Origin of the sequence: Ketobacter alkanivorans, assembly GCF_002863865.1 — a bacterium.
GTDB lineage: Bacteria > Pseudomonadota > Gammaproteobacteria > Pseudomonadales > Ketobacteraceae > Ketobacter > Ketobacter alkanivorans.
This window is the reverse complement of record NZ_CP022684.1, coordinates 2,984,436-3,002,024: the sequence shown is the minus strand read 5'-3', so window position 1 is coordinate 3,002,024 and position 17,589 is coordinate 2,984,436. Positions and strand designations below refer to the sequence as shown.

Annotated in this window: 13 protein-coding genes; 3 read left to right on the top strand and 10 right to left on the bottom strand. The window is 52.8% G+C overall.

Annotated elements, in window-relative coordinates; translation table 11 throughout:
- Positions 1–24 precede the first annotated feature (24 nt).
- The 5 genes from rhuM to Kalk_RS12805 are packed head-to-tail and all read right to left on the bottom strand — an operon-like array spanning position 25 to position 6,026.
- Positions 25–888, bottom strand: a complete 864-nt coding sequence (rhuM, locus tag Kalk_RS12825; RefSeq protein WP_101894630.1) for a RhuM family protein — start codon at positions 886–888, stop codon at positions 25–27.
- Between the two features lie 4 nt (positions 889–892).
- Positions 893–2,092, bottom strand: coding sequence for an ATP-binding protein (locus Kalk_RS12820; protein ID WP_101894629.1), 1,200 nt, complete (start codon positions 2,090–2,092; stop codon positions 893–895).
- 1 nt (position 2,093) lies between these two features.
- A complete protein-coding gene (locus Kalk_RS12815) occupies positions 2,094–3,290 on the bottom strand; it encodes a restriction endonuclease subunit S (protein ID WP_101894628.1) in 1,197 nt (398 codons plus the stop codon).
- Complete coding sequence (locus tag Kalk_RS12810) at positions 3,287–4,843, bottom strand: type I restriction-modification system subunit M (RefSeq protein ID WP_101894627.1); 1,557 nt, start codon at positions 4,841–4,843, stop codon at positions 3,287–3,289. The genes Kalk_RS12815 and Kalk_RS12810 overlap by 4 nt, the downstream gene beginning before the upstream one ends.
- A 25-nt stretch (positions 4,844–4,868) precedes the next feature.
- The gene (locus Kalk_RS12805; protein ID WP_101894626.1) at positions 4,869–6,026 is read right to left on the bottom strand and encodes a Fic family protein; all 1,158 of its coding nucleotides are present in this window, start codon (positions 6,024–6,026) and stop codon (positions 4,869–4,871) included.
- Between the two features lie 353 nt (positions 6,027–6,379).
- Between Kalk_RS12805 and Kalk_RS12800 the strand changes: the two genes are divergently transcribed.
- The 3 genes from Kalk_RS12800 (at position 6,380) to Kalk_RS12790 (ending at position 9,469) form a co-directional block, all read left to right on the top strand.
- Positions 6,380–6,613 carry a FeoA family protein gene (locus tag Kalk_RS12800; protein WP_199767908.1) on the top strand — a complete coding sequence of 78 codons (234 nt, stop codon included), beginning with the start codon at positions 6,380–6,382 and terminating at the stop codon, positions 6,611–6,613.
- Positions 6,610–8,976, top strand: coding sequence for a Fe(2+) transporter permease subunit FeoB (gene feoB, locus Kalk_RS12795; protein ID WP_101894625.1), 2,367 nt, complete (start codon positions 6,610–6,612; stop codon positions 8,974–8,976). Before Kalk_RS12800 ends, feoB begins: the two co-directional genes overlap by 4 nt.
- A gap of 202 nt (positions 8,977–9,178) precedes the next feature.
- A complete protein-coding gene (locus tag Kalk_RS12790) occupies positions 9,179–9,469 on the top strand; it encodes a CPCC family cysteine-rich protein (RefSeq protein WP_101894624.1) in 291 nt (96 codons plus the stop codon).
- 38 nt (positions 9,470–9,507) lie between these two features.
- On the opposite strand, the gene Kalk_RS12785 is transcribed toward Kalk_RS12790, so the two are convergent.
- The 5 genes from Kalk_RS12785 to Kalk_RS12765 all read right to left on the bottom strand — a co-directional run bounded on the left by Kalk_RS12785 (position 9,508) and on the right by Kalk_RS12765 (position 17,574).
- The gene (locus Kalk_RS12785) at positions 9,508–10,677 is read right to left on the bottom strand and encodes a hydroxymethylglutaryl-CoA reductase (protein ID WP_101894623.1); all 1,170 of its coding nucleotides are present in this window, start codon (positions 10,675–10,677) and stop codon (positions 9,508–9,510) included.
- A 136-nt stretch (positions 10,678–10,813) separates the two neighbouring features.
- Entirely contained in the window at positions 10,814–13,087 is a 2,274-nt protein-coding gene (locus Kalk_RS12780; RefSeq protein WP_101894622.1) for a CHASE domain-containing protein, read from the bottom strand.
- Between the two features lie 122 nt (positions 13,088–13,209).
- The gene (locus tag Kalk_RS12775; protein ID WP_101894621.1) at positions 13,210–16,059 is read right to left on the bottom strand and encodes a TolB-like translocation protein; all 2,850 of its coding nucleotides are present in this window, start codon (positions 16,057–16,059) and stop codon (positions 13,210–13,212) included.
- A gap of 39 nt (positions 16,060–16,098) precedes the next feature.
- Positions 16,099–16,791, bottom strand: a complete 693-nt coding sequence (gene trmB / locus Kalk_RS12770; RefSeq protein WP_101894620.1) for a tRNA (guanosine(46)-N7)-methyltransferase TrmB — start codon at positions 16,789–16,791, stop codon at positions 16,099–16,101.
- Positions 16,792–17,574 (bottom strand): thiazole synthase, encoded by a 783-nt coding sequence (locus Kalk_RS12765; protein WP_101894619.1) that lies wholly within the window; start codon positions 17,572–17,574, stop codon positions 16,792–16,794.
- Positions 17,575–17,589: the final 15 nt, after the last annotated feature.

The window sequence follows — 17,589 nt, the reverse complement described above, 5'->3', positions numbered from 1 at the left end:
ACACCTCCATAGTGGTTAGTCTAACTATAAAGGATGTCTACTAATTGTGGGTAACACGGAGGTATTACGCCGTTCGATAATGCCTTCGATATAGTCAAAAAATGCCGACACGGCGCGTTCCAGTTTTTTGATTTCATCTTCACTCAGGTAATTTTTCGCCACCGTCGTATCCGACTTCAACACCCGGCCAGCGGGCGCATTTTTATAGGTGCTCATGCACATTAAGGGTTTACTGGCATCGGCTTTCAGCGAAATGATCTCGGCGGCGGTATGGCCCGTGATGGCAAAGTGAAATTTATCTTGCACATGGGCATAGAACTGCTGGGTGGTTTTGGATTTGGGGTCGTAGTCGATACTGCATTCGGCAAAAATATCGGTTATCTGCTGGTAGATGCGCCGCTCACTGGCACGAATGGAGCGCACCCGCTCCAGCAGCTCGCGGAAGTAGTCTTTACCGAAAAATCGACCATTCTTTAAGCGTTCATCATCCATGGCAAAGCCCTTGATGATGTAATCCTTGATGAGCGCCGTCGCCCAGATACGGAACTGGGTGGCCTGCGCCGAGTTGACCCGATAGCCCACGGATATAACCGCATCCAGGTTGTAGTATTTCACCTGCTGGGTTTGGGTCAGGCCCGCCACGGCGCCGTGTTCAGTGGTATTTTCCAAAATGGAAACAACCACTTCCTCCTGTAACTCATTGCTTTCAAAGATGTTTTTCAGGTGTTTGGAGATGGCAGGCACGCCCACACCAAACAGCTCGGCCATGCGTTTTTGGGTCAGCCAGAGGGTTTCACCGCTCAGCAGTACCTCGACTTTCACCTCGCCTGTGGGGGCGGTATAGAGCAGAAACTCGGTGGCTTGGTCTTGTAGGCTCAGGTTAGGCATGGCGTTATCCTTGTGGCTCCACGGTCGCGCTGGCGGTAGGGTCTGCCTGCTGCCAAAAGCCGTAATTGCTGACCAAGTGATTCAGTAACAAGCCTACCGTATTCTTTTCAGGCCCACTTGGTTCGGCGACGACTTCATTCGATAGTGTTGAATGACTGGTAAATTGAATAATGCGGTTTAAATACGCCTGCTTGTCATCGGGCAGGAGTTCTGACCATTTTGGATAACCCAGAAAGCTTGCCGTCTTTTCATACAGGTTACGTAAAAGTGTGAAGTGGTACTTCTGCACAGTGTTTTCAGCGATGGCTTTTTCCAGTGTCTGTTTCAAATACAGGTGATAAGAGAAGCTCTTATTGGAATCGCCGTGCTTATCCAGCAGCGCAAAGGAGCCATCTTCAAACCGTTCCAACAGATAACAGGCTTTACTGTTTAGCTCGTTGTAGAGCACGTTATAAAAAAGCGGGCTGTGGGTGGTGATAATGAACTTCAAGTTAGACTTGCTGGACTTGATCAGCCCAGCCAAGTTGACGGCCAGTTCGATCAAGTGGTTTTCATCCAATGAACTTACGGGATCATCAATAAACACATACTCCAGCTGATCAAACTGCCTAGTCTCACGATTCTCTGGCTCTGCGACATTGAGGATGGCAATCACCTGATCCAACAGCGTGTAGAAAACACTCCAGATAAAGTTACTTTCTTCACCCTTGGATATTTTCAGTGGCTCCGTGCCTTTATCGTCACCTCGCTCCAGGGTAAAGGTGACTTCGGCATAGTCTTCACTGAAATGCGGGGTTAACTTGTCATTTGCGAAGTGCTGGAAGTATTTAACGATATTCGCATCTTGCCCAAGGTCGTTCAGCAAGGTGAGTAACCAGTCGGTATAGGTATTCGGCTGAATTTTCAGCTTAGGGGCTGCATCCTCTTCTAAATCGTTATCCCAGTAAAAGAGATCTTCAGTGAAGGCGTTGTAGTAGAGGATTTTCTCCCGTGGCGAAATGGCTTCGTCATCATCGCCATTGCCTTTGGGTGCAACCAGCTGCTTGAACTCACGAGAAAGACGGGTTTTGCCCGTGCCGTTGAATGCGTAGATTAGCTGTACTTTCGGCACTTGCGTGACGACTTCGACCTCGGTGGTCTTCTTATTCTTCACCATTCTGGGCGCATTTAACTGCTCCGCAATTTCTGTCAGCGTCTTGCTCATCTCAGGCTGCCACCTCTGCATCCGGCTTAGGAAAGCTCAGCAGCAAATCGCGATAATACTCGTATTGCTTCTGGCGCAGTTCGATTTCGCGGGGTAGGCCTTCTTTGATTGAATGGGTCAAAGTATCGAATTTATCCAAAAGTGAGACAATGCGATTCTGTTCTTCAATAGGTGGGATAGGTATCTGGAACTTCGAAAACTCCTCCTTTGTGATAGTTTTCAAAGTGCTTCCTCTGGCAAACTCTTTTTCTAAATCAAATTTGGCTTTTAGCTGATGAGCAAAATATTTTTTATTTATGGCTGCTTTGTAGTTTTTGAATATTGCTAGGGTTCTATCAACGTAACAGTCATATTGGGTGATGGCAACACGCCCAATCGTACCTTGTAGCGAAACAATAACAGTACCTTTTTCAACTAATACACTTTTAGGCTGTGCAAGCCTCGAAATCTGCTGCTTCGTTTGTTGGTGAAGTCTAAAACCGAAATCGGCAACATCAGCAACCTGAACGAATGGCATACAGCCATCTCCGTCATACCATTCACTGTTTCCATAGGGCTGGGGGAATGAGCCGCGCCTAAATGAAGCGACATCTTCTAGATTTTTCCACTCCACTTCCCCTTCTTCAAAACTCAGCAACTGGTCGCGATAGTGGTTGTATTGTTTTTTGCGCAGGTTAAGCTCGGCGGTCAGCTCGGCGGTCAGCTCGGCGGTCATGGCGGTAAATGCGTCAAGAATGCGGACAATTTCGGCCTGGATTGCCAGCGATTTTTTGGGGTTGTTTGGGCAGGGGATGGGGATCGATAAGCCTTTCAGTTGCCCCCCTGTTATCAAGGGCTGGCCAGCACCCTGAGCAAATTGGTTTAACCTAATATTCACAAGATAGTAATACAAATACTTCAGAACAACGCATCCTTTGTTTTGCACAATTAGCGTATTGTCAGATACGTCATACTCACCATGAGCTATATAGACACGCCCAGCATTGGCTCCAACACGCGCAACTAAAATCTGCTCTGTATCATAGACTTTGCTATCCGTTCTTCCAATTACACCTGTCGAACCAAAAACAGGATAGAGCCCTTCTTCACTTTTTTTCTTGTTTTTACCGGATGAAATGCTTACGCAAAGACTTCCTAATTCCATCCACTCCACCTCAACTCCATCCAGCAACTTTTTCATAAAGCTTATGTTGCTCATGCGTCCTGTTCCTCCCCCTGAATCTCCGCCACAATCGCATCGATGTCTTGGCGAAGTTGGGTAATTCTGGCGACGGTGGTTTTTAGTTCGGCATTCAGCGCGGTGATATCCACCACTTCACGGGTGTCTTTGGCCTCCACATAGCTACTCACCGACAGGTTGTAATCGTTGGCGGCAACCTGCTCAAAAGGCACGGAAAGGGCAAAGTGATCGATATTCGCTTTGCTATCGAACGCATCCATGATCTTTTGGATGTGGGCATCGGTGAGGGTGTTGTTATTGGTTTCTTTTTTAAACAGGCCACTGGCATCTATAAACTGGGTGGTGGTGTCGGTTTTGTGTTTGGAGAGCACCAGGATATTCACGGCGATGGTGGTGCCAAAGAATAGGTTGGGCGCCAGCGAGATGACCGTTTCCACATAGTTGTTATCCACCAGATATTTACGGATTTTCTGTTCGGCACCGCCGCGGTAAAAAATACCGGGAAAGCAGACAATGGCAGCGCGGCCTTTGCTTGACAGGTAGCTGAGCGCGTGCAGCACAAAGGCAAAGTCGGCTTTGGATTTGGGCGCTAATACACCGGCGGGGGCAAAGCGGTCGTCGTTGATCAGGGTGGGGTCATCACTGCCTTTCCATTTCACCGAATAGGGCGGGTTGGAGACAATAGCATCAAAGGGTTTGTCGTCCAGAAAATGGGGTTCGGTTAGAGTGTTGCCCAGCTGCATATTGAATTTGTCGTAGTTGATGTTGTGCAAAAACATGTTCATGCGCGCCAGGTTATAGGTGGTGTGGTTGATCTCCTGGCCGAAGAAACCCTCTTCAATAATGTGGGCATCGAAATGCTTTTTGGCTTGCAGCAGCAGTGAGCCGCTGCCTGCTGCTGGGTCGTAGATTTTATTGACGCTGGTTTGCTTGTGCATGGCCAGCTGGGCTATGAGTTTGGAGACGTGCTGCGGGGTAAAAAACTCACCGCCGGATTTACCGGCATTGGCGGCGTAGTTGGAGATCAAAAACTCGTAGGCGTCGCCGAACAGGTCGATCTGGCTGCCGTGGAAGTCACCGAAATCCAGGCCTGCCACACCTTTGAGCACATGGGCCAAGCGGAGGTTTTTGTCTTTAACGGTGTTGCCGAGGCGATTGCTGGTGGTGTCAAAATCGGCAAACAGGCCTTTGATGTCGTCTTCAGACGGGTAGCCGCTGGCGGAGGCTTCGATGGCGGCAAACAGGGCGGCCAGATCGGTGTTCAGGCTCTCGTTGGTGTTGGCGCCTTTAACCACGTTGGCAAACAACTGGCTGGGGTAAATAAAATACCCCTTGGTTTTGATGGCATCGTCTTTAATGTCGGGCGTGATCACGCTGTCGGGCAGCTCGGCGTAGTGGATGCTGTCGTCACCGGCTTCGATATAGGCGCTGAAGTTTTCACTGATAAACCTATAAAACAAGGTGCCCAGTACGTATTGTTTGAAATCCCAGCCATCCACGGCGCCGCGTACATCGTTGGCAATGGCCCAGATTTGGCGTTGCAGGGCGGCGCGTTGTTGTAAGCTTGTCATTGGTTGTTCCCGTTGGTTTTCTCGGTTAATCCTGATTTAAGATGTCGATATAGGCGCTATAGGCAAATACGCGGTTGCGCTTTTGGCCGGTGAGTTCGCGTACCAGTGCCAGCTCGGGTTGTGCTAGTTTATCCATGACTTTGCCTGCGGTGGCGGCGGTAATACCGCTGTGCTTCACCAGGGTGTTGATGTTGGCAATGGGGTATTCAAACAGTACGTCCAGTACTTGTTGGGCGGAGCCTGCCATGCGCCCAAGGCTTGTGAGCTGCGCGCGGTGTATCTGGCGCAGTTGGTTAAGCTGTTGGGCGGTGCTTACGGCCTGATTGGCGGTTTCGGCCACTGCATCAACAAAGAACAGCAGCCAGCCTTCCCAGTCGCCACTTAGGCGAACTTGTTGCAGTCGGTCATAGTATACCTGTCGGTGTTTTTTGAAAAATACCGACAGGTAAAGCAGTGGCTCGGCTAATACATTGGCAGCCACCAGTATCAGTGGGATCAGTAAGCGCCCCAGGCGGCCATTACCATCCATAAAGGGGTGAATGGTTTCAAACTGCACGTGGGCGAGTGCGGCTTTGATCAGTGGGTCGGTGGTTTCGGGTACGTCATTAAGAAAGCGTTCCAGCTCGGCCCAGCAGTTGGCCAGCTCGTTGGCGGGGGTGGGCACAAAGGTGGCTTCGTCGGCACGATGGCCACCAATCCAGACCTGATTTTTGCGGAATTCCCCCGGCCCTTTGCTGATGCCTCGGCCTGAGGTCATCAAGGCTTTATGCATTTCGGTGATTAAACGAAAGGTAATAGGGTGGCCTTCTCGAATTCGCTGTACACCCAGTGCCAAGGCACTGACGTAGCAGGATACTTCTTGTACGTCATCCATGGGTACGCCGGGTACGCCTTCCATTTCGTAGAGCATTAGGTCACTTAGGGAGGATTGGGTGCCCTCGATTTGGGAGGACATAACGGCTTCTTTGCGTACATAACTGTATAGAAACAGGCGCGCATCGGGCAGTAAGGTGCTGATGGCATCCAGGCGGCCAAGGGCAAGCATGGCTTGGTTGATACGCCCTTGAAGCTTGGTATCCAGCTGTAACGCGGGCTGCGGTGGCAGCGCGGCAGGAATAAATGCCTGACAGTTTACGCCCCCGGCAATACTGGCAACGTATTGGCCTGTGTTTCCGCGATCCATGACGCCCTCTCAAGTTGCACTAAAGTTAAAATAAGCGAGAGCCTTAATTTAACTTAAATGCAAAAGTAAAATAAGAGGGGCAGTTAAATTAGTTTCCTTGATTCTCGCTCTTAAGAGCAGCGTGATCGTTGCACGACTTTAAGATATGCACAGCGTTGTGTGAGTTGGAATTAAATTGTGCGGGGTTTTGGCCAGATAAAGATTTTTTAGGGGGGATAAATCACGCTGCGATCTTGATCCGCGTCAGCACTTCGTCATTTACGCTGCCGTTTGGATGACAATGTGTTGCGGGCACAACTGAGAATTATTAGCATTTAAATCCTGAGAAGTATGCTGCCATGAGGAGCGGTGCCATGAGCCTGAATTTCACTGATCTTTCTGTGGGCGACAGCGCTCGCGTATTGAGTTATCACGGCCTGACAGACAGTTACCGCAAAAAGCTCATGAGCATGGGCCTGATTCCCGGCACCTGTTTCAACCTTGAAAGAGTCGCTCCCCTGGGGGACCCGGTGGAAATCAATGTGCGCGGTTTTCGCCTGAGTCTGCGCCGCATGGAGGCCGCAGGGCTACAGGTGGAACGTCTATGAGCAAGCCAGTGAGCAAACCTTCTGCTGCCCCTTTTAGCATCGGCCTGGTGGGCAATCCCAACTGCGGCAAAACCACCCTGTTCAACGCCCTCACCGGCTCCCGCCAGCGGGTGGGCAACTGGCCCGGGGTCACTGTAGAGAAGAAAACCGGCCTGTTTCGGCACGCTGATCAGCACTATGAGCTGGTGGATCTGCCCGGCACCTACTCGCTGCATGTGGGCGCCGACGACACCTCGCTGGATGAGCAAATTGCCCAGACCTTTATCTTCTCCGGTCAGGCAAATCTGATCGTCAATATCGTCGATGCCTCCAACCTCGAACGCAACCTGTACCTCACCACCCAGTTACTGGATGCTTCGCTGCCCATGCTGGTAGCGCTGAACATGACTGACGTTGCCCACCAGAACGGGGTGCATATTGATCCGTATGAGCTGTCGCGCCAGTTGGGCTGCCCGGTGGTGCCCATCATCGCCAGCAAAAGCGATGGCCTGGGCGTGCTGTTGGATATGATCTCTAATATGCAAGCCAAGCCTCACTGCCCCATGCGTCCGTTCCAGTATCAAGCACCGGTGGAGCGCGCCATCGAGCGCATGGCTGCCCAGGCAGCACGCCACAGCCAGCACAACTTCAACCACCATTTGCTGGCCGTGGCAGCACTGGAACAGGATGCAGGCGCACTGGGCTTTTTTTCTGAGCAGGAGAGAGCCGATATTCTGAGCGCGGTGCAGGCTCTGGAGGCTGAACTGGGGGAAGACCTGGATCAATCTTTGGTGAACAGCCGCTATCATTGGATCGATGCCGTGGTGCAAGACAGCGTTACGCACCAAACAACGCAGCGCATTAACCTGTCAGACTGGCTTGATCGGCTGTTTCTGAACCGTGTACTGGGCATTCCTCTGTTTCTGGGGGTGATGTACCTGATGTTTATGCTGAGTGTGAACGTAGGCAACGCGTTTGTGGACTTTTTTGATGGTGTCGCCGGTGCCATTTTTGTGGATGGCCTGCGCAGCGCTCTGACCTCCCTACACCTGCCCAACTGGCTGATTACCGTATTGAGTGATGGCATGGGTGGCGGCGTACAACTGGTGGCGTCCTTTATCCCCATCATAGCCGGGCTGTTTTTCTGCCTGTCGTTTCTGGAGGATTCCGGCTACATGGCTCGGGCCGCGTTTATTGTGGATCGGGTGATGCGCAGCGTGGGCCTGCCGGGCAAAGCGTTTGTGCCTTTAATTGTGGGCTTCGGCTGCAACGTGCCCAGTGTTATGGCGGCGCGCACCCTCGAACATCACAACGATCGCCTCACCGCCATTGTCATGGCACCGTTCATGTCCTGTGGCGCACGCCTCACGGTGTACGCTCTGTTCGCGGCGGCGTTCTTCCCCCGTAATGGCCAAAACGTGGTGTTTTTGCTGTATATCATCGGCATCGCGCTGGCGATTCTGTCGGCCTTCATTGTGCGTCGCACCATCATGCCCGGCTCGGTGTCACCGTTCATCATGGAGCTGCCGCCCTACCATATTCCTACCCTGAAAAACCTCAGCATCCGCACCTGGCAACGCCTGAAAGGCTTTATGCTGCGAGCGGGCAAAGCCATTGTCGCCGTGGTGTTAATTCTGAATGTACTCAACTCTGTCGGCACCGATGGCAGTTTCGGCCATCAGAACAGCAGCCAATCGGTGATCTCAGCCATCGGCAAAACCATTACCCCCCTGTTCGAACCCATGGGTTTGCAAGCCGACAACTGGCCTGCCACGGTGGGTATTTTCACCGGCCTGTTCGCCAAAGAAGTGGTGGTGGGCACATTGGATGCGCTGTACACAGATATGAACGCCGACAGCTCAGCGCCACCACCGGCATTCCATTTGGGAGCAGCGCTGCTGGCCGCCTGGCACACCGTGCCCGATAACCTGTCCGGCCTGCTGGATCAACTGGCCGATCCGCTGGGGCTCAGCGTAGGCAATATTGAAAACGCATCCGAAGCCGCCCAGGCACAAGCGGTGAGCCTGTCCACCCTGGGCACCATGAAACTCCTGTTCGCCGGGTCCGCCGGGGCTTTCGCCTACCTGCTGTTTATATTGCTGTATGCGCCCTGCGTGGCCACCTTCGGTGCCATCTATAAAGAGCTGAACGGCTTTTGGGCCGCATTTACCCTGGGCTGGAGCCTGCTGATCGGTTACGCCAGCGCGGTGATCTTTTTCCAACTGGCGACACTGGCGCAGCATCCCCTCTCATCCCTGTCATGGGTTGCGGCCATGCTGCTGGCATTGGTGCTGGGTTTTAGTGGCCTGATACTGCAGGGCAGGCGACAAACCCGCCGTGAGCAAAAACAGCGGGAGCTGCTGATTCCAGTGGTGAATGTGTAGGGGGTTGCACGCCGATGAGGATGTGGCGCAGATCACAAGGGCAGTGTGCGGCACGTTGGCGTCAAAACCCAACGCAGTGCGGATTTAGAACATTCATAACCCCGCAAAACGATTTGTGACTATTTACGTGACCAATTGGGCACCGGGAACGTCTAATATTACTGAGTGAACCAACAAACAGTAGTATCAGCCGAGAACGATCATGAAATTTACATGCCCCTGTTGTGGCTACAAATCACTGGAAGAGAACAAAAACACCTGCAAAGTGTGTGACTGGATCAACGATCCCTATCAAGCCATGGACCCGGATCAAACCGTGGGCCCCAATGCCGAGAGCCTGCGCTGGGCACAGTTCCACTTTAAGGGATCGAAAAAAACCGTATCCGGTTTCGAAAAAGACACGAAATGGTGTGCCTTCGCTGCGCCGGTCAACCTGGCTAACAGCGCTGGCTTAGTGATCAAGTATTTCAACGGTAAATACTCGTCAAACTGAAACCAGGCCAGCAGCAACACCGCCCCCCACTCGAATCACTAGGGGCGGTTACGCCCATAGGCATCGTGGCTGGACACCCACTCGTCGGCCACGATAGCAGACGCCAGTGACAACTCGCCGCACAACACCGTGGCCGCCACGATCTCGGCGAACTTGTGTACCCCGCCCTTACCGTAACAGCCCAACACATCCAGACACTCGCGCTGGGTGGGCAGCCCCGTGCCACCGCCATAGGTGGCTACCACCAGCGACGGTATAGTGGCCGCAAAGTAGTAATCGCCCTGCTCGGTGACTTCGCTGTAGACGATCCCGGCAGACGATTCCGCCACATTGGCCACATCCTGACCGCAGGCGATGAACATGGCCGTAATACCATTGGCAAAGTGGGCACCGTTGCACACCGAGCCCGCCATCAAGGCCCCCATATTGGAATACTGACGCTGCCGAAACAGGTCTTGGGGGGTAGTGTGCATGATGTCTTTCACCAGCTCACCCGGCAGGGTGACTTCTGCCACGGCGCGCTTGCCACGGGTGTGTAAGCTGTTGACAAAAGAGTGTTTTTTATCGGTATCAAAGTTGGCTGCCAGACTGAAATTTTCCAATCCCGGAATGCCCTGATCCAACATCCACATGCAGGCATGGCGGGTGGCCTTGCTCACCATGTTCTGGCCCGCGGCATCGCCACAGGTAAAGTTAAAGCGCAGCCAGCGCATTTTGGCCGCGGCATACTGTTCGATATTGCGCAGCTTGCCGGACGAGGTGGTCTCTTCTGCCTTGGCTTTGATCGCCTCAAAGTTATCTTCCACCCAGCGCCCGAATTTCAACGCGGCACGGGCATCTTCAAAAATAAACACCGGCGCCCGCTGCATGGCATCGTCAATCACCGTGGTTTTGATGCCGCCGGCTTCACGGGTCAGGCGCATGCCACGGCTGTAACTGGCCACCAGGGTGCCCTCGGAGGTAGCCATGGGCACGTAAAACTCACCCTGAGCGTGCTCACCATTCACCAGCATGGGGCCGGCAAAGCCCAGTGGCACCTGCGCCACCCCCACGAAGTTTTCAATATTGCCCGGCAGCAGGCCTGGATCGATGGAATAAGAACCCACATGGGTTAATTCTGCACCGGTTTCAGCATTGACCACGGCACGGCGTTCGGCCGCCATCTCTGGGGTGTAATCGTTACTCTTATTGCGGGGTAATTTTTGCACTCTGAATCCTCACGCAGGCGTTAATCAACATCGCTATGATCATGGATACTAGAGACTCCGAGGCATACAAGCAAAAAAGAGTTGTCTACAGGCCGAATAAGCACGCAAAAATGGCCTGTTTAACCACCCTGCATCATCAAGCGGAGGGGAACCACAGATTGAACACCGTGCCTTGCCCAGGTTTGCTGCTTACCTCAATATTGCCGCCATGCATATGCACCAGCTCCTGCACCAAAGATAAACCCAGACCGCTGCCCAGATCCTGATTACTGAAATCATTCCCCAGTTGTTCAAAACGCCGAAACAGCCGTTTCACATCATCACTGCTGATGCCTCTGCCGGTGTCCGATACCTCCAGACACACCCCCTCGATACCGTTATAACTGCGGCGCTCATAACGAATGGTGATGCCGCCCTGCTCGGTAAATTTGATCGCATTGGAGAGCAGGTTGATCAATATCTGAGAAAAGCGCTTACGATCCACCTGCATCAAGTCCACCGAGCCGGGTATCAGTTGCAAACTAAGGCCCCGCTCGTCTGCCAGCGGCAGCAGCAAACGGATCACATCCTGAGTGACCTCGGTGATCAGCACCGGCCCTCTCTCGATCTGTAGTTTGCCCTCTTCAATTTTGGACAGGTCAAGTATGTCGTTAATCAGGCTCAGCAAATGACGGCCATTTTTTTCAATCAACCCCAAGGAATCCAATACCCGCTCCTCGGAGCTGCCCTCCAGCTTCTTCTGAGAACGCACACTGAATCCAATAATGGAATTAAGCGGCGTGCGCAGCTCATGAGACATGCTGGCAAGAAAGTTACTTTTGATTTTGCTGGCGTGCTCGGCTTTCTCAAGGGCATTCTGCAATACCGCCGTCTGCTGCAGAACCTCATTCTCGACCGTGGATTTTTGGGTCATCACCAGCAGCAGGAACATACCGAATACCGACACCACTAAAAACCCGGACACCAACACTATCCAGCTTGCGTTATCACGGGTCTTATTCAGGTATTCAATGCCAGGCGAATAGGTGATCTGCCACATTCGTCTGGCAAAGGGCAAATGATGGATGATGCGCTGGGCCGTGGGCTGCACCGTATCATCATACAGCTGCTGCGGATTGCCTCGCGATGTCACATCCTCGATGCTGACCGAGATCTGCTCCAGGTCACTCAGGTTGAACGCAGCATCCAGCATATCTCTGGCCAAATACACACAAGAGATCAAACTGGTCACCACACCGTTTTCTATCACCGGCGTCAGTAACAGAAACCCCGGCTGTGAGCCCCGCTCCTGCACCAATGTAATCGGCTCGGTACTGATCATTTCCTGATTGGCGATCGCCTGTTCAATGGCCAGCAGGCGGCCCGGATGAGATCCCAGATCAAAGCCGTGGGCCTGCTCGTTACCCTCCAATGGCGTAATGTAGTAAACCGGAAAATACCGATCCCGCACCGCCGCAGTCTCCATTTTTTTCCCCGCCGTAAGCTGCCTGAAATGAAACGGCTGCCCCAAATGCTGACTCATTCTGGCTTCATAGCTGGCTCGTTCGCTGTGCGGCACAATGGGAACCCATGACAACGCCTGTGTTCCCGGCACGTGCTCATAAAGCTCCTCGGCATAGCGATAAAATTGCTCGTAACGCACCTCATCAAAAGTAGAGTAAAGGCCCACCAAGGTGTGGGAGACATGAGAAATGGTATTAAGCTGTTTCTGAATGGCGCGATGCATACTGGCGGCACGCTCTGCAAACAGGTTGCCCACCCAGCGCTGATGTTCCGAGCGAAAATAAATAAAACTGGAGCTGGCCAGGGTGACCAACACCACATACAGCAGAATAAAGCTGGTCAGCCGGGTATCCGATGACCACTTACTGTGCCCTTTCACCGCCAGAATCAACGGCGCAACACACATGACCCCGATAGCATCCCCAACCCACCAGTTCACCCAGTTGTCGACCACCTCGGTGCTGCCAACAACGCCAAACCCGAACAGGGTTGCCACTCCAACACCGCTGGATGCCAAACAAGCCACCGGCCCCCCCATCAAGGCGAACATCATCGGATCGGTGCTGCGAACCCAGTTGGGAAAACGCGTAAATCGAAGAATCAAGCCATACGCTAACAACGTCTGCAGCATGGCTCCGATGCCAATCAACCCGGCAATCAACCAGGCCTTGCTGGGGTGCAACAGCGACGCATCGGAGAATCCGATATTAAGAACAAACGAGGCAATCCAAATGGCAGGCAATACTCGCAGCCCACCCACAAACACCATAAACAACGCAAACCCCGCTGCGGGCCAGATGGGGCTGGCATAACCGGGCGGTATAGCAAAAAAACCCGATATGATGCCCAGCAGCCAGTAGCCTACTGCCGTGGCTACCAACATCAGGGGTATGCGAATTGAGACCATTTTCTATCCATGAAGCAGCAGGGTGCTCCCTAAGGATAGTTGAATTTCGGCACCGGGCGAGAAAGCCTGCACCCGGTTTATGAGGAAGTTAAGACTGCAAATGAATGCAGGTTAAGCGAAGCTTAGAAGCTGGCCCCAAGCCTCAGATACACCGTGGTTTCGCCAATTTCATCATCCAGCCCCTTGGCAAAGCCCAACGTACTTTCCAATTTAAGAGTGGAATAGCCAATCAGCAGATCAGGCCGCAGCTCTGCACCAATACCGGTGTAGTAATCCTTGTTCTGACCCGCGCTCCAGGCCGCGCCATGATCAACAAACAGATGCAAACCCGCCTTGCCCAACCCCACCGGCAGCACGGTGTAGCCATCAAACCATTCCCCTACCGGCAGGCGATACTCAGCCGAATACAAACGCAGATTGGTACCGGCCAGCTGGCTCTGATTGTCGGAATAGCCACGTAAGGTATAACCGGTTCGACCAAACCCGATCAGCGCACCCAGGGTTTGCAACTCATCCAGCTCGTTACCTAATTGAAACGCCTTGGCACTGTCGTCGGCTTTACCCAGCACCGCACGCAAAGCCAACACATGGTTATCGAACAGGCTCAAGTATTCACGCCAATCCAAGCTGTACACAGAGCCATCGTGATAACCGTCACCAAAGGCATCATACTGTTCTGCCAGCAGCCGCACTTTGCGGCCATTCTCCACACTGATGGAATGCAGGTAACGTTCGTAATCAGACCAGTTAAGTGATACACCGGCAAAGTTATCCCGATAGGAATCGTATTCGCCGTAGCCATCAATAATCCGTTTTACATCCTCTTTACCCATACCAAAATCCACTTCGAATGTACCTTCAAAGCTATTAATGGGCTGCTGCCAAACAGCCTGGTATCGGGTTTCCTGTCGCCACACGCTGGGGATGCCCGGTGCTTCTTCTCGCACCGTATCCAGCTCCCGTTCCGCCAGCAACGCCAAACGATGATATGCCACATAAGACAGACTGCCGCCGAATTCTTGTTTGTCAAAATAGTAAGCCGGAGCCAACTGCCACTGGTGAAAACCCAGTACATCCTGACCCTGCAGAATAAACTGAATCCAATTGTTATCGTCACTGTCTGCATACAAGAAGGCAAACCACGAAGTAGGTGCCAGGGTATCCAGAGGTGAGTAATCTGAAATATCAGTGAAGGCTTCCGCGCTGTAATCAGGCTGATTCACGATCGACTTCACCTTTGCGCGATCTTTCCATAAACCAGCGTACGTATCACCCCAGGATTGCAGTGCCTGCTCTCGAATCACAACACCTTGGGCGGTGTATTCTGCCACCCGCACCGAACTCTGATCGGCATTAACCGAATAATCCACAATAGCAGTCTGCGTACGGGATACGGTCTGCACCTGACCATCCTGCAGGCGCATGCGCCGCACGTTCATCATGCCTTTTTGATCCGAGATGAAATACACCCATTTACCGTCAGTCGAAAAGCGGGGGCGCTGTTCCAGATGATCGTTACGGGTTAACGGCGTCCACAGGTCACGCTCCACATCCAACACTTCAAGGTTCCAACCGGTGGCTTCACGCCGCACGGCTGCCACCAGTTTTTTATCATCCGGTGACCAGTCGATATGGCCAATCACCTCACCGGCCGCCAAAGGCTTGAGCAATTGCAGCAAAGTGCCACGACCGTCCAGAATCGCAATCTGTGACAAACCGCGATCGGTGTGAACCGCTGCAATGCGCTCACCAGAATGTGCCCAGGCAGCGCGCGGATAGCGGCCGCACTCGGTGATGCGTTTCCAGGCACCGTTATCCTGCAGGCGATACAAATCAGCAAACACATCTACGTTGTTGCACACCGTATGCCGCGACAACAGCACACCCGCCTGGGGGTGCACATCAATCTGCTGGTATTCGATTACTTCGGCAACCTGCACTTCATTGCCATCTGCATCAATGTGTTGCAGCGTGGGGTGCCGACGGCCATCTTCCCGATAATAATAAAAGCTGCCATCGGCCATCCACACCGGGTTGCCATTAATGCGGCCGGTTTCTACCACAGGCGTGTAATCCACCACCGGCAGAGACACCATTTCCTGCTCGAACTTTTTCGTCAGGTAAGCCTGAAACTGATTCCACAGCCCTTCTGCACTGAGGCCGAAGACCCTTTTCGCCCGCGACTGCATGCGCCAGGGAATGATATTGCTGTTCCAGTTCTGCAGGTACTCAAAGGCTTTTTGTTCACCGTATTCTGCGTGCAGGAACTCGAAAAAGTAATAACCGTACAAATACACCTGACCACTGGGCCAATCGGTGCCCCAATAGCCCTGATAACTCAGCTGAGAGAAGCTGCGAAAACCATTCAGGTACTCGGCCCGCATCATGGCGTCATAGTATGCGCTCTGACCGCGACCAAACTGTTTGCTGGCATCGGTTTCTTCATACACTGCCAGCCCTTCTGATACCCAGGCCGGACTGAATATCTGGGGGAACGCAAAAAAGAAGCGTCCGAAAATATTACGCAACGTGGTCTGGCCACCGGAGCTTTGATCAAGATGCAGAATGTGGACAAATTCATGGGTGAACACTTGCTCGATCCAGGGCGCATTATCCAGCAGCTCTCCCTCTACCGGCGCATTCATGAATATAAAAAAGCGATTAAAAGGTAAAACCGTCGCGCCACCGTTGGATCCGTCATAGGTGTCCGTGATGACCACTTCGGTTTTCTTTTTCGGCTCCCACTGCAGGCGCGGAGTCTGTTTGATGTAAACCTTTTCTGCCACCGCAGCCAGGCGCTGGGCAAACGGCAGGTGGTGTTCACGATAGTTAATGCGAAAGTGATCGGTTTCCAGGGTTTTCCAATTCTGGAATGGGCCCGGCATCAGCATGGCTGTGTCTTCCGGGGTATAGCTCCACGCGGCTTGGGCGCACAACAGCGCGCACAGAACCAGTGCCAGTATGCGATGCATCTTTATTACCTTTCTTATTTTTATGAGCCCCAATTAAGATCAGCTCGATTTAATAAACACCAAATCCCATACGCCATGGCCTAACCGTTCGCCACGGCGCTCAAATTTTGTATTGGGCCGATAATCGGGTTTAGGGGAATATTGGTTCGGCCCCGCCTGATTGTCATAACCCTCAGCCACCGACATCACTTCCATCATGTGTTCGGCATACGGCTCCCAATCCGTGGCCATATGAAAGTATCCACCCACCTTCAATTTAGCCCTGATCTTCTGGGCGAACTCAGGCTGCACAATGCGGCGCTTGTTATGACGCTTTTTATGCCAAGGGTCTGGGAAGAATAGCTGTACACCCGCCAGACTGTTAGCAGGAATATTGTGCTGCAGTACATCGATGGCATCATCACAGAAGGTTCTGACGTTGGTAACGCCAGCGTGATGAGCATCGTTAATCAATTTACCGACACCGGGGCGATGCACCTCCACGCCGATAAAATTTTTATCAGGGGCAGTTTGTGCCATCTCCAGCAACGAGGTGCCGTTACCAAAGCCAATTTCAACGATCACATCGCCGTCATTACCAAACACATCCGGGAACGACAACATGCCATCGGCCACTTCCAGCCCGTAGGTTTGCCACAGGGTATCCAGCGCCCGGCTCTGACCTTCAGTCAAACGCCCTTGGCGACGCACAAAACTGCGCAGGCGACGCTGCGGCTGATCGGATTCAGTCATTTAGAAAAAGGTGCCTTCAATAGGAGAGGATGCGCTGGCGTACAGTTTCCGCGGCATACGGCCTGCCAGGTAGGCTTCACGCCCCGCTTCAATGGCTTTGCGCATGGCCGACGCCATCAACACGGGTTTCTGGGCGGCAGCAATGGCCGTATTCATCAGCACACCATGACAGCCCAACTCCATGGCAATGGCCGCATCCGACGCGGTTCCCACTCCGGCATCGACAATAATGGGCACCTTGGCTTCTTCCAGAATCATGCGAATATTGTAGGGGTTACGAATGCCCAGGCCACTGCCAATGGGCGCAGCCAGCGGCATCACCGACACACATCCCATCTGCTCCAGCTCTTTGGCAATGATGGGGTCGTCGGAGGTATACACCATCACATCGAATCCATCTTTGATCAGGGTTTCACAGGCCGATAAGGTTTCCACGACATTCGGGAACAGGGTTTTTTCGTCGCCCAATACTTCCAGCTTTACCAGGTTGTGGCCGTCCAGCAGCTCCCGCGCCAAACGACAGGTACGCACGGCATCCTTGGCGTTATAACAACCCGCCGTATTGGGAAGAATGGTGTAACGATCCGGTGGCAGTACATCCAGCAGGTTGGGTTCATCAGGGTTTTGCCCAATGTTGGTCCGTCGCACCGCTACGGTGACGATTTCGGCACCGCTGGCTTCAATCGCCAGACGGGTCTCTTCCAGATCCTTGTATTTACCGGTGCCAACCAACAGGCGGGACTGGAATTCGCGCTCCCCGATTTTGAGAGTTGTGTCTGTCATGCCTGGTTCCCTTTT

Bases quoted from the DNA above. Each gene is read 5' to 3' on its own strand.
- rhuM (WP_101894630.1), bottom strand. From the start codon at position 888: ATGCCTAACCTGAGCCTACAAGACCAAGCCACCGAGTTTCTGCTCTAT.
- Kalk_RS12820 (WP_101894629.1), bottom strand. From the start codon at position 2,092: ATGAGCAAGACGCTGACAGAAATTGCGGAGCAGTTAAATGCGCCCAGA.
- Kalk_RS12815 (WP_101894628.1), bottom strand. From the start codon at position 3,290: ATGAGCAACATAAGCTTTATGAAAAAGTTGCTGGATGGAGTTGAGGTG.
- Kalk_RS12810 (WP_101894627.1), bottom strand. From the start codon at position 4,843: ATGACAAGCTTACAACAACGCGCCGCCCTGCAACGCCAAATCTGGGCC.
- Kalk_RS12805 (WP_101894626.1), bottom strand. From the start codon at position 6,026: ATGGATCGCGGAAACACAGGCCAATACGTTGCCAGTATTGCCGGGGGC.
- Kalk_RS12800 (WP_199767908.1), top strand. From the start codon at position 6,380: ATGAGCCTGAATTTCACTGATCTTTCTGTGGGCGACAGCGCTCGCGTA.
- feoB (WP_101894625.1), top strand. From the start codon at position 6,610: ATGAGCAAGCCAGTGAGCAAACCTTCTGCTGCCCCTTTTAGCATCGGC.
- Kalk_RS12790 (WP_101894624.1), top strand. From the start codon at position 9,179: ATGAAATTTACATGCCCCTGTTGTGGCTACAAATCACTGGAAGAGAAC.
- Kalk_RS12780 (WP_101894622.1), bottom strand. From the start codon at position 13,087: ATGGTCTCAATTCGCATACCCCTGATGTTGGTAGCCACGGCAGTAGGC.
- Kalk_RS12775 (WP_101894621.1), bottom strand. From the start codon at position 16,059: ATGCATCGCATACTGGCACTGGTTCTGTGCGCGCTGTTGTGCGCCCAA.
- trmB (WP_101894620.1), bottom strand. From the start codon at position 16,791: ATGACTGAATCCGATCAGCCGCAGCGTCGCCTGCGCAGTTTTGTGCGT.
- Kalk_RS12765 (WP_101894619.1), bottom strand. From the start codon at position 17,574: ATGACAGACACAACTCTCAAAATCGGGGAGCGCGAATTCCAGTCCCGC.